This window comes from Bradyrhizobium sp. Arg816 (genome assembly GCF_029989365.1).
Lineage (GTDB): Bacteria > Pseudomonadota > Alphaproteobacteria > Rhizobiales > Xanthobacteraceae > Bradyrhizobium.
In genome coordinates this window covers 845,929-860,830 of the sequence record NZ_JAPRAQ010000001.1, presented here as the reverse complement: position 1 = coordinate 860,830, position 14,902 = coordinate 845,929, and the positions used below count along the sequence as shown (strand labels likewise).

The following is a 14,902-nucleotide window of genomic DNA, read 5'->3' as shown; positions in this document are numbered from 1 at the left end:
GGGTGGTTCTCGCAAACCCAGCCGAGATTGTCACAGTTCGTTCAGGTCGTGGCCATTGCACCCGCTGCCAGCGGTGTTTCCTCGTTGGACATCAGGCCACCCCGCGCAAGGGCAGCGACAACTGCATGTCGAAGCGCCTTGTGGCGTTGGCGGCGATGAAGTCTTGCAGCGCAGACGAGACCTCGGCATCGGTGTCGGCTGCGCGCTGGGCCAGTGCGTCGGCGACGTCGGAAGTCGAATCCCGCGCCCATCCCTCGACGGGATTGAAGGATACAATTCGGACCGGATAGGCGTACTGGCCGGACAGGAGATTTTGCAGGACGCCCTCGAGGTCAGTGTCTGCCTCATCCGTCTCGCGCCAGGCGCAACCGGCGCGCGCGCCGAAGTCTTCAAGAACCAGATAGATGTCGCGATCGAGGCGGTCGGCCGGCACGATCGAGGGCGAGGAACGCATACGCTACTCCGATAGGACAGGCGGAGAGACGGCCCCGGTGACAGGGGAGTCAGGGGTAAGCCGGGGCCGCTCCGCCGGCTTGGCAACGAACCAGCGACGACTCAAACATGCGCCGCCCCCTGTGGTTCCTTTGCGATCAGGTGTGCTGTCCGTGTGTCCGAAGCCTATTTTGAGCCCGCGGCCGAACTCGCTGCCGCTGCCCTTCAGCTCGAAGTTGCTATGAACGAAAGGCCGGCTCAGTTGGAGAGCGGGCTGAACGAAGAGGCCCCAGCTCGCAGGGGTGAGGGGAAGGAGCTGGGGCCGTTCAGTCGGGCTGCCCTTGGGGCGAAGGGCACCGGGAAAACTAAGCAAAGGGGAAATTGTTCCTAAGCCAAAATGGGTCGAAACAAGAAAACAAAGGTTAGTGACAGAGCCCGCGGTGTTGGGAAAACTCGGCAGCAGGTAGCCGCACATAGTTGCCGCTCTCGTGCGGGTTCGGCAGGCTTCCCGTTTGACAAAAGTCATTGCCAACGAGCGAGCGGTGAGTAAGAAATTCGCCTATCGAAACGGGGCCGACGAGTCGACAATGGCGGAATATCGCCTCTACCGGGTGGACAAAGAGGGCCATATCTCAGAAGCGGCCGTGATCGTCAGTTGCGAAGATGACGACGCCGCCATCGCCGAAGCCAAGCAGTATGTGGATGGCGTCGCGATTGAAGTCTGGGACCGCGATCGCCGTGTAGCCGTCTTACCATCTACGGAGTAAGGCCGGCGCTCGGGCAACGACAGCCCCACCTGGCTGTTACACGCGGCCCGCCCTACTGGCGCGGCAGCAGGCCCTTGCTAGGTGCCATCAGCCGCACGAAGGTGCCGCTTTCGTGTAACTCAAGCCAGCCTTGCTCGATCGCATAGCGCAGCCCGGCGCCGAACTCCGGGCCGCTGGCTTTCAGGTTGAACAGAAACGGGGCGTTGATCCGTTCGATATAGATGCGGCCGTCCTGAACCGGCGTGATGCTGGCGGCCAGTTCGACCAGCTTTCGCGCGGCGGCTTCCGGGTCTGCGTAAGGGCGTTGTTCGGTGTGCTTCATCGGCGTTCCCATTGGCCGCCTGCGCGGCGGTGATGTGTGCGCGGTGCGGGTAGCTCTCCGCCGGATTCCAGCTGTCGAATGTGGTGCCACAGACGCATCGCATTAGCGTGCGCCGGGTCTCGCTGTCGATCTCCAAGAGGACGGAATGAAACTTTTGGTCGGGGAGGATATTGTGCTGAGGACCCAACTATTTTGGGAGGCCTCCATATGGCAGATTCTGTTCGCCGCCCGTGGACCTCAGAAGAGGTTGAGAAGCTCAAGGCGATGGCCGGAAATTACCGGCGCGAAGGGATAGCCGCTGAATTAAACCGAGGCGCCCCGGCGGTGGCCCTCAAAGCGCATCAACTCGGTATCTCTTTGCGATGCCACGCGATGCCAAAGCGTCGATCTTCAACAGCCGAGTCAGCACCCGGCCATTGACTCGATTGTTTTCGACCAAAGGGCGCGCTCATTAAGAAGCTCCGCACGGAAACTAAGGACTGAGTCCGTTGGCGGCCTACTTCTTATCGGGGGTAATTTGCGGAGTCGCTTCGTTATCCGCGCCATGAGACGCACTGCTTGAGGGAGTTTAGTCCCATTAAGGCGCAATCGAAATACGAAAGGGCCCCAGCCGGGCTGACCGGCTGAGGCCTCTTGTGCTCACATTCTTCATCCTTGCGACTTGAACAGACAATCCGCATCCCGCCGGTTCGTTCCCACCGGCCGGGAAAATTAGGAACGTTTATCCGCCGACCTCATTAACGCCTCGGAGCATTTGAGGAGGATGGGACTGTGGACGGACTGATTTATCTGATCGGCCTGATCGTCGTGATCATGGCGATTTTGTCGTTCTTTGGCCTGCGCTGAGAACGGCAATGGAAACACTGGTACACGACAACATGATGGAAGGTGGCGTAGCGGCTGCCGAGGACCGCCGCACCATTCAATGGAGCTCGGTGTTCGCGGGCGCTTTCGCCGCCGGCGCGATGTCGTTCATCCTGGTCGGCTTTGGCGTCGCCATCGGCCTCGGTGTCAGTTCGGCCTCGCCGACATGGCGTGATGCGTCTGTGGCGCTGGCGCTGCTGTCCGGGCTGTACCTGATCATCCAGGCGATTATCAGTTTCGGCGTTGGCGGCTATATCGCCGGCCGGACGGCGCGACCTGCGCCTGCGCTGGCCACGATCGAGGACGACGCCGAGCGGCGGGACGGGCTTCATGGGCTGACGTCCTGGGCTCTCGCCGTGCTGATCGGCGCGGCGTTGCTGGCGATCATCGGTGCTGCCGCGATCGACCGTTCGCCGATGCGCGGCTCGTCCGGGAATGCGAGCTCCGCCGAGCCGCTGTTGAGCTACGAGCTCGACAAGCTGTTCCGCGCGCCGCGGCGGCCTCCCGCCGACATGCGGGAAGCACGTGCCGAAGCCGGACGCATCCTGATGACGTCATCGAGCCATAGTGGCGTGGCGCTCGATGATCGCAATTATCTCGTGCAGCAAGTCACCGCGCTGACCGGACTGGCGGCCGCCGATTCCGAGCGTCGGGTCGATGCCCTGATCGCGGACGCGCGGACGGCGATCAATCGCGCACGGCGTAATTCGGTCATCGTCGCCTTCTCGGTGGCGGCGGCGGCCCTGATCGGAGCCAGTGTGGCTTGGGCCGCGGCGGTCGCCGGCGGGCGGCACCGTGATGGAGAGCCGCTGCCGAACTGGATGGCGAGCTCGAACCGCTTGCATCGCAGCCCTCGCGCGACACCGGTGCCGTAGCTCTCGAGAGGGTCGCCGGGCGCAAGCCCGGCCACATTCAAGACAAGCCCCGGCCACATCAAGAAACTAAACCGGGTGGGCCCACCAGCGCGGCGCATGTTTCGCTGTGCGAAATTAGTTCGGTAATTTGGCCCGACATTGGGCGACATCGGCCGGCTTTGTCCGGCATCCGTTCTCGTCGTGGCGTGTACTAATAAAATTTCGCCGCCGGCTTAAGCCTTGGATTTGCTTGGATTTTTGCCTTGGAAAATTGGCGATCCCAGCAGGACTCGAACCTGCAACCCGCGGAGTAGAAATCCGCCGGTCTATCGGTGCCACGCGCGCCGTCGGTCCTGGATCTCGCGCGCGGCCTTCATCTCGTCGTAGCTGACTTGGGCCTGCAGATCGCTCCAAGCGTGCCGGAAGCTGACCTTGGCGGCGTCGAGGCTGCTGGCACGCCCGCGGTGCGCGCAGGGCTGTGGCACGTTTGGCAGGGCGACCGACCAGGACCATGTATCTCTGCCTCCGGCGCCGGTCGAGCGGAAGATCCGGCCGATCGTCAGGTCGTCCCAAATCACGACGTAGTCGTCCGGCGGGTCTCTCCGCCGATCACGGTCCGTCGCATAGTGAGCTCCTCAGTCATAGGGTAGTTATGGCACGAACGGACGAAGAACATCGTGGCGCTGCCTAGCGGTGCATAACTTTGGAGGTGGATTGTAGGGGCGTCAGGATTCTCGTCATAGTCGCTGTCGGATGGGGGCTCGGTATGGATTGCGGTTCGCTGCGTTTGCAAAGGGTCTTCAACTCACTGGCGATCAGCTGGACGGTGGGCTGACGTCGTAGTTTGAAGCAAGGAGAACGATGTGGGGGAGGAAAATCTACCGACGGCCCGTGATGATAGCGGCCTCCCGACCATCGGCGATTGGCTTTCGAACTGGCTCGGGTTTCAACTGCCCACAGTGCCACTGCCCCAGACGGCAAGGAACTTGGATAAAGCGGTTGGAAAGATCTTGCTTGCCGCCGGCGAAAACGCTGAGGCCCGCATCAAGGCGAACACAGGCAAGCAGAGGGCGAAGGGCAAAATCGATGTCGAGGGCCTGTATCGCACCGAAGAGGAAAGGCGAAAGCTCGAAAATCGCGCTGCGACAGTGCGGGTGGCAGTCGATGAGCTAAGCGAAAAACCGTCCCGGGAAGACGCTAAGGAGGAGATCGACGACGACTGGTTGAATCTCTACGCGAGACTTGCGGAGGACAAGACTTCTGAGGAGTTGCAAAGCCTCTTCGGGAAGATATTGGCTGGTGAACTTAGGGGGCCTGGCACTTTCTCGCTCCGCACTCTGCAGCTCGTTTCTACAATGTCGCGTGATGACGCTCATCGCATAGCAGAGTTCTTTTCATTTGTGATGGCAGGCAGCATGGTCCCTGTCCTCGGGGATCTAAATGAAGAGATAAAGCCAGGCCTGAACAGCAGGATTTTGATGGAAGAATTGGGTATCGCAACTTCGGCGAACCCGATTGGTGGGCTTTCGCTTACCTTTGAATTTGGTCCGCATTCTCGGTCCCCTATCGCCGGCTCCGGGGTCGGGATTGTTATCGCGAACGACACAGATATTGCGGTCAAAGTGCAGATCGAATGCCAAGTTCTCACCAGTCCGGGCCGGGAATTAATTGCCATAGCGAATCCGGAAAAGCCGCCGCTTGAATACTTGAAGGCTCTAGCTAAGAAGGTGTTTGAAATCATCCGGTCGGAACGCGCGGCGGACCTGCGCGGTGGAAAGATTCGTGTCGCCGCCGTTCAATTCCTCGCCGGCTCTCACGGACAGCAGACACAAGAGATCTACGTGCCGACAGATCCGCAAACGTGAAGCACGCGAGGAACCTAGCCGACGAGACGAAGCCTGGGCCGCTTAGCACGGGGCGTTTCGCCGAATGTCTTTTTCCGCGGAAGTAAATAACTTACCCAAGCTTCGAGTACTTCGCGACGGCGATCCAGCATCTCGCTCGTCCAATATGACAGCTCGGCTTCGTCGCCAACGCGATGGGAGAGACAGAACTCCAGCACCTCGCGGCGGAAGTTGTGCTCGCGATTATCGGCGCCCCAATTGCGGAACGTGGTTCGCATCCCATGCATGGTTGCATCGAAGCCTGCGCGCTTGATTGCGCCGACCAGCGCGTTCGCGCGGAAGGCCTGGTGACCAGCGGCATGGTCAGACGGGAATACATAGCGCCCGACGCGCGGCATCGACTGAATGATGGCGATGGTCTGGTCGATGAGGGGGACAAGGTGTGGCTTACCCAATTCACCCTTGACCTTCATTTTCTCCGCCGGGATCAGCCACGTCCGCTTCACGAGGTCGAGCTCTTCCCATTCCATCCAGCGGATCTCTTGGCTGCGAGAGCAGCAGAGTATGCCGACCTCGACGCACCGCGCGACGGGATAAGGATCGTAAGCCAGCGCTGCCATCAGCGCCGGCGCGCTCTCGTATTTGAGCGATGGGTGGCCCTTCTTGCGGTTCAACTTCCTGGGAGACGGCAGAAGGTGTTTGAGATTGTCACGCCACGCTGCCGGGTTTTCGCCGGTACGATATTTCTCGACCTTGGCGGCGCTGAGAACCCTCTCCAGGCGCTCGCGCGTGCGACCGGCGCTTACTGGCTTCTCCCACCAGATCGTCTTGAGTGCCTCGACAACGTGCGTGGTGTCGATCTCGTGGAGCTTCTTCCGATGGAGCTTGGAAAGGTCGCGTAGGGATCGCGCCCAAGCCTGAATCTCCTCGTCCTGCTCGCTGCGGCCACGCAACCATTCTGCCGTCTTTGCTTTCCAATATTCATCCAAGGCCATGTCGCCTTTTGCGGCGAGCTGTTTCTTGTGACGTGGATCGATGCTGTCTTTTTTCAATGCCAGCCGATACTCGCGTGCCTGGTCGCGCGCCTCGGTGAGGGACAGTTCCCCGGGCTTGTCGCCAACGGCGGCGAATTCCATCATGGCGCGCTTGCCGTCCGGTGCGGTAAAGCGGAACGCCCAGGCGCGCTCTCCGCTCTCTCGGACAATGAGATAGAGGCCGCCGCCGTCGGCATGCGCTCCGGGTTGCTTGGATTTAACTTGGCTGGAGTTCAGCGCCATCCTAGGTTCCTCGCGCTACCATTTCCGTCACGGATCACTTGGCGGGAGAAAGACAATCGCTTACCTCTTTTTAACCGACGCTCTGCCGCGCTCGGCGATCGCGGGTGATGTCAGGCGGTGTCTGATACTTGCAACGGTTTGAAGTTAAATGCAAATCTGGCGGTAGACGATGCTCAGCGATACTCCGCGATACACTCAGATTGGTTACATGATCCGTGACGGCATTCGGTAAACTCGTCCGCACCACGGCATTCCGGCTGACGCTGGTCTATCTGCTGCTGTTCGCGATGTTCGCGGCCTCGCTGCTCGGCTATTTCGCCTGGAACACGCGGCGGCTGATCACCGAGGAGATCACGCAGACGGTCAATGCCGAGACCTCGGAGATCAACGAGATCTACGGCCGCCGCGGCTTGCGCGGCCTCGTGCTCGCGATCGAGTACCGGGCGCTGCGGCCGGGCGCCAACCTCTATCTCGTGACGACCCCGACCGGGCAGGCGATTGCCGGCAATGTCGGCTCGCTGGCGCCGGGCGTGATGGCGACGCGCGGCTGGTCGGAGACCGCCTACCGGCGCATCGAGGACGCGGACGACCGCGACCATCGCGCGCTGGTGCGCGTCACCGAACTGGAAAACGGCTTCCGGCTGTTGATCGGCCGCGACCTCGCCGAGCGGCGGCGCCTGTTCGGCATCGTCGCCAAGGCGGCGCAATGGTCGGTCCTCATTGTCGTCGTGCTCGGCCTCGGCGGCGGCATCTTCGTCGCGCGCAGGGTGTTGAGGCGCATCGACGCGATGACCGGCACCGCCCAGCGCATCATGACCGGCGATCTCAGCGGGCGCCTGCCCGTGGGGCGCAGCGGCGACGAGCTCGATCGCCTCGCGGAAAATCTCAACGCCATGCTGGAGCGGATCGAGGCGCTGATGGCGGGGCTGAAGGAAGTCTCCGACAACATCGCCCATGACCTCAAGACGCCGCTGACGCGTCTGCGCAACCGCGCCGAGGAGGCGCTGGCGAAATCGGGCTGCGAGGCCGATTACCGTGCCGCGCTGGAGCGGACCATCGAGGAATCCGACGGGCTGATCCGCACCTTCAACGCATTGCTGATGATCGCGCGGGCCGAGTCCGGACAGGCGCGCGGCAACATGGATGATTTCGACGCCGCCGAGGTCGCGGGCGGCATCCACGAGCTCTACGAGCCGCTCGCCGAGGACGACGGCATGACCTTGAAGGTCAAGGCCGATCCGACGCCGGTTCACGGCAACCGCGAGCTGATCAGCCAGGCGCTCGCCAATCTGGTCGAGAATGCGATCAAGTACGGCAAGCCGGTCGCGCAGACCGGTGGAACCGTGGTCAGCATGGACTCGAGGCAGATCATCATCGAGGCGAAGCGTGAGGGCGACCAGGTGCTGCTCAGCGTCACCGATCGCGGCCCTGGTATCCCCGAAGCCGACCGCAAGCATGTCGTCGAGCGATTCGTGCGGCTTGAAGCCAGCCGCACGCTGCCGGGCTCCGGCCTCGGTCTCAGCCTTGCCGCCGCGGTTGCGACATTGCATGGCGGAGAATTGCGGCTGGGTGATGCCCAGCCCGGCCTCGTCGCCACGCTGGTGCTCCCGGCGCGTGCCGGCGACAGGGTTGCTCCGCCAATGCAGGATGTGCCACAGAAGGTGGCATGAACCACTCCGCGCCGGGAAACGCGGACAAGCATGGAGAGGGCCTCGCCGCGCGCTTCGCGGAGGCTCCCCATATTGCCGCTTCCACAACTGATGAACGACGTCTTGAAAACTGGCTGGCCGAGCTTGAGCCGGCTCAATCAGCCCGTCTCGACGCCCTGCTGGTCCATCCCTTCGCGTGGGATATTTTGGCCGGCATCTCCGAATTCTCGCCCTATCTGTTTGATCTCGTGCGCGCCGACGCGCCGCGCCTGATCCGGCTGCTCGAATGCGATCCGGACGCGCATCTGGCCACGCTCATCGCGGAGGCGAGGGACGCGGTGCTCGCGGCGACCGACGAAGCCGAGGTGATGCGGCGGCTTCGCAGGATGAAGGCGGAAGCAGCACTTCTCACCGCGCTGTGCGATATCGGTGGCGTCTGGCCGGTGATGCGGGTGACGGCTGCGCTGACCGATGTCGCGGTATCCTCGGTGCAGGCGGCGCTCCAGTATCAGCTGCGGCAGGAAGCCGCACGTGGAAAGATACTGCCGCCCAATCTCGAAGCTCCGGAAGAAGGCTGCGGCCTGATCGTGCTCGCGATGGGCAAGATGGGGGCGGGCGAGCTGAACTATTCCAGCGACATCGACCTCATCGTGTTCTTCGATCCTGATGCCACGACGCTGGCGCCCGACATCGAGCCGCAGCCGTTCTTCGTCCGGGTGACGCAGGGCATGGCGCGCATTCTCCAGCAGCGTACCTATGACGGCTACGTCTTCCGCGTCGACCTGCGCCTGCGTCCCGATCCGTCCTCGACGCAAGTGGCGATCTCGCGAGACGCCGCGCTGAACTATTACGAGCGGGAAGGGCGCACCTGGGAGCGTGCCGCGATGATCAAGGCGCGTGCCTGCGCTGGCGATCCCAAAGCGGGCGAGGCGCTGCTCGCCGAAATCGCGCCCTTCGTCTGGCGCAAGCATCTCGACTTCGCCGCGCTTGCCGACGTCCACGACATGAAGCGGCAGATGCAGACCTATCGCGGCCAGAGCGAGATCGCGGTCGAGGGTCACAACGTCAAGGTCGGCCGCGGCGGCATTCGCGAGATCGAGTTTTTCGCGCAGACGCAGCAGCTGATCGCCGGCGGTCGCCATCCGGAGTTGCGGGTGCGGCCGACGCTCGCTGCACTCGATATCCTTGCCTCCAGCAACTGGATCACCTCTGCCGCGCGTGACGAGTTGACCATTGCGTATGAATTCCTGCGCCGCGTCGAGCACCGCCTCCAGATGATCGCCGACGAGCAGACCCATGCGCTGCCGGAAGACAAGGAGGCGGTCGAGCGCTTTGCGCGCTTCTTCGGCTATCCGGATCGCGAAGCCTTTGCGCGCGACCTGTTGCGGCAGCTCCAGATCGTGCAGGGACACTACGAAAAACTGTTCGAGGGCGATGACCCGACCGGCACGGCAAAACTGCCGGCGCTCGACTATCGCGCAGGTCCTGACGATCCGCGCCTGCTGCAATATTTGACGACGCTCGGCTTCAAGAAGCCGGCCGCACTCGCGCAGACCATACGCGACTGGATCACCGGCGATTACCGCGTGTTCCGCAACGACCAGACGCGAAGCGCTTTCGTCGAGTTCGTGCCGGCCCTGATCGACGGCCTCGCGCGTGCCGAGGAGCCGGATCGCGCCGTCGTGGCGTTCGATCAGTTTCTCCAGGCACTCCAGCTTGGCGGCCGGCTGATCACGCTGCTCGGCCAGAACCGCGATCTCGTAGCCCTTGTGGCGCTGGTGCTGGGCGCGGCGCCGCGGCTTGGCGAGATGCTGGCGCGGAAGCCGCAGCTCATGGACGGCCTGATCGATCCCAGATTCTTCGGCGCGATGCCGGACAAGCAGGAATTGTCGGCGCGATTGGCCGCAACGGTGCGCGACGCCGACTCCTATGAGGAATTTCTCGACCGTCTCCGCCTGTTCGGGCAGGAGAGCCTGTTCCTGATCGGCACGCGCATTCTCTCCGGCACCGTCTCGGCGCAGCAGGCGAGCACGGCTTTCGCCGATGTCGCCGAAGGCACCGTCCACACCGTGCACGATCTTGTCGCCGAACGCTTCGCCGCCCAACACGGCCGTATCAAGGATCAGGAGACCGCGATCATCGCGATGGGCCGGCTCGGCAGCCGCGAGATGACGGCATCGTCCGATCTCGACCTGATCCTGCTGTACGATTTCGACAGCGACAATCCGGACTCCGACGGGCCAAAATCGCTTCAGGGTGCCCACTACTTCGCGCGCTTCACCCAGCGCCTGATCAGCGCCTTCACCACGCGCACCAATTACGGTGTGCTCTACGAGATCGACATGCGGCTGCGCCCGTCGGGGCGCGCCGGTCCGGTGGCCTCGAGCCTCGTCTCATTCGCGGACTACCAGGCCAACGAGGCCTGGACCTGGGAGCACATGGCCCTGACCCGCGCCCGCGTGGTGTCGGCCTCGGATCAATTCCGTGAGCGGATCGAGCGCATCATCCGCGATGTCCTGACCCGCCGCCGCGATCGGGCGACCATTGCCAACGACGTCGCCGACATGCGTCGCGCCATCGCGCAGGAGAAGGGCGAGAGCGACCATTGGGATCTCAAATACGCCGCCGGCGGAATGGTCGATATCGACTTCATCGCACAATATCTCCAGCTCGTGCACGCCCATGAGAAGCCTGAAATTCTCGACGTCAGTACCCTTCAGGTTCTGGACAATGCCGCCAAGCTCGGCGTGCTCCCGCAATCGGAGGCGGAGATCCTGCGCGCGGCGGCGCGGCTCTATCACGACCTCACGCAGATCCTGCGGCTCTGCGTCAGCGACCGCTTCAAGCCCGAGACCGCCGGCACCGACCTTCAGCGCGTGATGGCGCGCGCCGGCGATGCGCCCGATTTCTCGTCGCTGGAGGCGCGCGTGAAGGAAACGCAGAGCGAGGTGAGGCGGGTATTTACGGCGCTGCTGGAAGGGACGTCGTCTGCTTCAGCGAGGTGAGCGCCTCGCGCACGTTCGGCTCCAGGCCTGCGCCGCCCGCGTCGAGATGAGCGAAGATCGTGCGCTTCATCCGGGGATCCCAGAACTTCTTGATGTGATCGGCGATGCCCGGCACGGCCTTGTCGTGGCCCTGGCTGCGGAAGAACGTGCCGATCTGGTTGGCCATGTAGATCAAGCGGTCAGGCGACATCGGCAACCTCCGTGGCATGGCGGGCGACAACCCGGCCGCCATGCGAAAACACCTCGAACCCGTCCTGGCGGGCAATGGCAATCAATGTGATGCCGGCGGCTTCCGCCGTGCGCACCGCGAGCGCGGTCGGTGCGGAGACGGCGACCATCACCGGCGCGCCGATCGCGGCGGTCTTCTGCACCATCTCGACCGAGACGCGGCTGGTCAGCAGCACCATGCCACCGCTCGCATCCGTGCGGCTGCGCGCCAGCGAACCGGCCAGCTTGTCGAGCGCATTGTGCCGGCCGACGTCCTCGCGCAGCGCGATGATGCCGCCGGCAGGCGACCAGAACGCGGCGGCGTGGACGGCGCGGGTTTGCAGATTGATCGATTGCAGCGGCGCGATGGCCTGCATCGCCGCCATGATTTGCTCGGGCGTGAACGTCTGTCCCTGCGGGACGACGGCCGCGGGCCGCACGGCCTCGGCAATCGAATCGATGCCGCAAATGCCGCAGCCGGTCGGGCCGGCAATGTGCCGCCGCCGCTCGCTGATGTGCGCGGCATCTTCCGACGCCAGCCACATGCGCAGCTCGATGCCGTCGTCGAGGCGGACCACCTCGAGCGACTTGATGTCGTCGACCGACTTGATGACGCCTTCGTCCAGGCTGAAGCCGACCGCAAAATCTTCGAGGTTCTGCGGCGTCCCCATCATGACGGCATAGGCGCCGCCGTTATAGGTCAGCGCCAGCGGCGTCTCCTCCGGGATCAGCCGCGCGCCTTCGGACGCGACACCGTCGCGCCAGATCTCGCGGTCGATGGCCTGGACCGGCACGTGCATGCCGTTACTCCGCGGCCTCGGCCGGCGCGATGCGGCGGGAGTGCTGCGCCTGCGCGTCATAGGCCTTCTGCCAGTCGGACGGGCCGTTCGACGGCGAGATCTGCACCGCCGTGACCTTGTATTCGGGGCAGTTGGTGGCCCAGTCCGAATAGTCGGTGGTGATGACGTTGGCCTGCGTGTCCGGGTGATGGAAGGTGGTGTAGACGACGCCCGGTGAGACGCGGTCGGTGATCTCCGCGCGCAGCGTGGTTTCGCCCGCACGGCTCGTGAGCCGCACCCAGTCGCCGTCGCGCACACCGCGCTGTTCCGCGTCGTGCGGATGAATCTCGAGCCGGTCCTCGGCATGCCAGACCACGTTCTCGGTGCGCCTTGTCTGCGCGCCGACATTGTACTGGCTGAGGATGCGGCCCGTGGTGAGCAGCAGCGGGAAGCGAGGGCCGGTGCGCTCGTCGGTCGCGACATATTCGGTGACGATGAACTTGCCCTTGCCGCGGACAAAGCCGCCGATATGCATCACCGGGGTGCCCTCCGGCGCCTTCTCGTTGCAGGGCCATTGCACCGAGCCGAGCTCGTCGAGCTTGGCGTAGGAGACGCCGGTAAACGTCGGCGTCAGTGCCGCGATCTCGTCCATGATCTCGGACGGATGGCTGTAGTTCATCTCGAAGCCCATGGCCTTGGCGAGGGCGATGGTGACCTCCCAGTCGGCCATGCCGTTCTTCGGCGTCATCACCTTGCGGACGCGCTGGATGCGGCGCTCGGCGTTGGTGAAGGTGCCGTCCTTCTCGAGGAAGCTCGAGCCGGGCAGGAAGACATGGGCGTAGTTTGCGGTCTCGTTGAGGAAGAGGTCGTGAACGATGACGCATTCCATCGACGACAGCGCCGCCACCACGTGCTTGGTGTTGGGATCGGACTGGAGGATGTCCTCGCCCTGCACGTAGATGCCCATGAACGTGCCTTCGATCGCGGCGTCGAACATGTTGGGAATGCGTAGGCCCGGCTCCGGGTTGAGCTTGACGTTCCACAGCGCCTCGAACTGGTCGCGCACGGCGTCTCCCGAGATGTGGCGATAGCCCGGCAGCTCGTGCGGGAACGAGCCCATGTCGCAGGAACCCTGCACGTTGTTCTGGCCGCGCAGCGGGTTCACGCCGACGCCGGGACGGCCGATATTGCCAGTCGCCATCGCGAGGTTGGCGATTGCGATCACGGTGGTCGAGCCCTGGCTGTGCTCGGTGACGCCGAGGCCGTAATAGATCGCGCCATTGCCGCCGGTGGCGTAGATGCGCGCGGCTTCACGCAACACCTGCGGATCGACGCCGGTGAGGATCGCGGTGGCTTCCGGGCTGTGTTTCGGCTGGGCGACGAAGGCGGCCCATTCCTCGAACTCGGCCCAGTCGCAGCGCTCGCGCACGAAGGCTTCGTTGGCGAGGCCCTCGGTGACGATGACATGCGCCAGCGCGGTCACGACGGCAACGTTGGTGCCGGGCATCAGCGGCAGGTGCAACGCCTTCACGTGCGGCGATTCCACCATCTCGGTCCGGCGCGGATCGATCACGATCAGCTTGGCGCCCTGGCGCAGCCGCTTCTTCAGGCGCGAAGCGAACACCGGGTGAGCCGAGGCGGGATTTGCACCAATGATGACCGCAACGTCGGTGTCCTCGACCGAGTCGAAGTCCTGCGTGCCGGCCGACGTGCCGAAGGTCTGCGACAGGCCGTAGCCGGTCGGCGAATGGCAGACGCGGGCGCAGGTGTCGACATTGTTGTTGCCGAAGCCGCCACGGATCAGCTTCTGCACCAGATAGGTTTCTTCGTTGGTGCAGCGGGACGAGGTGATGCCGCCGATGGCGTCGCGGCCGTATTTCTTCTGGATGCCGCGCATCTTGGCGGCTGCAAAGGAGAACGCCTCATCCCAGGAGACTTCCTTCCAGGGATCCTCGATCCGCTCGCGGATCATCGGGTTGAGGATACGCTCCTTGTGGTTGGTGTAGCCCCAGGCGAAGCGGCCCTTGACGCAGGAATGGCCGCGATTGGCCTTGCCGTCCTTGTACGGCACCATGCGCACGACTTCCTCGCCGCGCATCTCGGCCTTGAAGGCGCAGCCGACGCCGCAATAGGCGCAGGTGGTGACGACGGAGTGCTCGGGCTGGCCGATCTCGATCACCGACTTTTCCGTCAGCGTCGCGGTCGGGCAAGCCTGCACGCAGGCGCCGCAGGAGACGCATTCGGAGCCGAGGAAGCTCTCGCTCATGCCGGGCGAAACGCGGCTGTCGAAGCCGCGGCCCGAGATGGTCAGTGCGAAGGTGCCTTGCACCTCCTCGCAGGCGCGGACGCAGCGCGAGCAGACGATGCACTTCGACGGATCGTAGGTGAAATAGGGGTTGGACTCGTCCTTCGGCATCCAGGCGGCGTTGATCTCGCCATGGGATTTCGCGAAGACGTGGTTCTCGCCCTCATAGCCGTAGCGCACGTCGCGCAGGCCCACGGCGCCGGCCATGTCCTGCAATTCGCAATCGCCGTTTGCGCCGCAGGTGAGACAGTCGAGCGGATGGTCGGAGATGTAGAGCTCCATCACGCCCTTGCGCAGCTTCTTCAGCCGTTCGCTCTGGGTGTGCACGACGAGGCCGTTCATGACCGGCGTGGTGCAGGATGCCGGCGTTCCGGCGCGGCCCTCGATCTCGACGACGCAGAGGCGGCAGGAGCCGAACGCGTCGACCATGTCGGTCGCGCAGAGTTTTGGGATCTGGTGGCCCGCGTCCATCGCGGCCCGCATGATCGAGGTGCCCTCGGGCACCGTGACCTGGTTGCCGTCGATGGTCAGCGTCACCATCGTCGTCGATTTGGAGCGTGGCGTGCCGTAGTCGATTTCTTCGATCAAAGACATCGT

Annotated in this window: 12 protein-coding genes; 5 read left to right on the top strand and 7 right to left on the bottom strand. The window is 63.7% G+C overall.

The features are described from left to right. Positions 1 to 91: 91 nt before the first annotated feature. Positions 92 to 454 carry a hypothetical protein gene (locus OWC48_RS03870; protein WP_282518750.1) on the bottom strand — a complete coding sequence of 121 codons (363 nt, stop codon included), beginning with the start codon at positions 452 to 454 and terminating at the stop codon, positions 92 to 94. 520 nt (positions 455 to 974) lie between these two features. Between OWC48_RS03870 and OWC48_RS03865 the strand changes: the two genes are divergently transcribed. Then, positions 975 to 1,199, top strand: coding sequence for a hypothetical protein (locus OWC48_RS03865; RefSeq protein ID WP_282518749.1), 225 nt, complete (start codon positions 975 to 977; stop codon positions 1,197 to 1,199). Between the two features lie 52 nt (positions 1,200 to 1,251). Here OWC48_RS03865 and OWC48_RS03860 read toward each other — a convergent pair whose 3' ends face one another. Beyond that, positions 1,252 to 1,521, bottom strand: coding sequence for a hypothetical protein (locus OWC48_RS03860; protein ID WP_282518748.1), 270 nt, complete (start codon positions 1,519 to 1,521; stop codon positions 1,252 to 1,254). Positions 1,522 to 2,375: 854 nt separating this feature from the next. Here OWC48_RS03860 and OWC48_RS03855 point away from each other — a divergent pair. Next, entirely contained in the window at positions 2,376 to 3,260 is an 885-nt protein-coding gene (locus OWC48_RS03855; protein WP_282518747.1) for a hypothetical protein, read from the top strand. 305 nt (positions 3,261 to 3,565) lie between these two features. On the opposite strand, the gene OWC48_RS03850 is transcribed toward OWC48_RS03855, so the two are convergent. Next, positions 3,566 to 3,817, bottom strand: a complete 252-nt coding sequence (locus OWC48_RS03850) for a hypothetical protein (protein WP_282518746.1) — start codon at positions 3,815 to 3,817, stop codon at positions 3,566 to 3,568. Positions 3,818 to 4,225: 408 nt separating this feature from the next. Between OWC48_RS03850 and OWC48_RS03845 the strand changes: the two genes are divergently transcribed. Further along, complete coding sequence (locus OWC48_RS03845; RefSeq protein WP_282518745.1) at positions 4,226 to 5,104, top strand: DUF2806 domain-containing protein; 879 nt, start codon at positions 4,226 to 4,228, stop codon at positions 5,102 to 5,104. Positions 5,105 to 5,118: 14 nt separating this feature from the next. Here OWC48_RS03845 and OWC48_RS03840 read toward each other — a convergent pair whose 3' ends face one another. Beyond that, positions 5,119 to 6,360, bottom strand: a complete 1,242-nt coding sequence (locus OWC48_RS03840) for a site-specific integrase (protein WP_282518744.1) — start codon at positions 6,358 to 6,360, stop codon at positions 5,119 to 5,121. Positions 6,361 to 6,575: 215 nt separating this feature from the next. Between OWC48_RS03840 and OWC48_RS03835 the strand changes: the two genes are divergently transcribed. Together OWC48_RS03835 and OWC48_RS03830 are read left to right on the top strand one after the other, a co-directional pair. Beyond that, on the top strand, positions 6,576 to 8,030 hold the full coding sequence (locus OWC48_RS03835) for an ATP-binding protein (protein WP_282518743.1): 1,455 nt from the start codon (positions 6,576 to 6,578) through the stop codon (positions 8,028 to 8,030). Further along, positions 8,027 to 11,014, top strand: a complete 2,988-nt coding sequence (locus tag OWC48_RS03830) for a bifunctional [glutamine synthetase] adenylyltransferase/[glutamine synthetase]-adenylyl-L-tyrosine phosphorylase (protein ID WP_282518742.1) — start codon at positions 8,027 to 8,029, stop codon at positions 11,012 to 11,014. The genes OWC48_RS03835 and OWC48_RS03830 overlap by 4 nt, the downstream gene beginning before the upstream one ends. Here the strand turns inward: OWC48_RS03830 and OWC48_RS03825 are convergent. Genes OWC48_RS03825 through fdhF form a run of 3 tightly spaced genes read right to left on the bottom strand, consistent with a single transcriptional unit; the run spans position 10,971 to position 14,899 of the window. Then, positions 10,971 to 11,204 (bottom strand): formate dehydrogenase subunit delta, encoded by a 234-nt coding sequence (locus OWC48_RS03825; protein WP_282518741.1) that lies wholly within the window; start codon positions 11,202 to 11,204, stop codon positions 10,971 to 10,973. The two genes, OWC48_RS03830 and OWC48_RS03825, sit on opposite strands and share 44 nt — an antisense overlap. Further along, positions 11,194 to 12,021, bottom strand: coding sequence for a formate dehydrogenase accessory sulfurtransferase FdhD (gene fdhD / locus OWC48_RS03820; protein ID WP_282518740.1), 828 nt, complete (start codon positions 12,019 to 12,021; stop codon positions 11,194 to 11,196). The genes OWC48_RS03825 and fdhD overlap by 11 nt, the downstream gene beginning before the upstream one ends. Positions 12,022 to 12,025: 4 nt before the next feature. Further along, a complete protein-coding gene (fdhF, locus tag OWC48_RS03815) occupies positions 12,026 to 14,899 on the bottom strand; it encodes a formate dehydrogenase subunit alpha (protein ID WP_282518739.1) in 2,874 nt (957 codons plus the stop codon). Between the last annotated feature and the right edge of the window lie 3 nt (positions 14,900 to 14,902).

Excerpts from the sequence above, each read along its gene's own strand:
- OWC48_RS03870 (WP_282518750.1), bottom strand. The coding sequence starts at position 454 with ATGCGTTCCTCGCCCTCGATCGTGCCGGCCGACCGCCTCGATCGCGAC.
- fdhD (WP_282518740.1), bottom strand. The coding sequence starts at position 12,021 with ATGCACGTGCCGGTCCAGGCCATCGACCGCGAGATCTGGCGCGACGGT.
- OWC48_RS03840 (WP_282518744.1), bottom strand. The coding sequence starts at position 6,360 with ATGGCGCTGAACTCCAGCCAAGTTAAATCCAAGCAACCCGGAGCGCAT.
- fdhF (WP_282518739.1), bottom strand. The coding sequence starts at position 14,899 with ATGTCTTTGATCGAAGAAATCGACTACGGCACGCCACGCTCCAAATCG.
- OWC48_RS03855 (WP_282518747.1), top strand. The coding sequence starts at position 2,376 with ATGGAAACACTGGTACACGACAACATGATGGAAGGTGGCGTAGCGGCT.
- OWC48_RS03860 (WP_282518748.1), bottom strand. The coding sequence starts at position 1,521 with ATGAAGCACACCGAACAACGCCCTTACGCAGACCCGGAAGCCGCCGCG.
- OWC48_RS03830 (WP_282518742.1), top strand. The coding sequence starts at position 8,027 with ATGAACCACTCCGCGCCGGGAAACGCGGACAAGCATGGAGAGGGCCTC.
- OWC48_RS03825 (WP_282518741.1), bottom strand. The coding sequence starts at position 11,204 with ATGTCGCCTGACCGCTTGATCTACATGGCCAACCAGATCGGCACGTTC.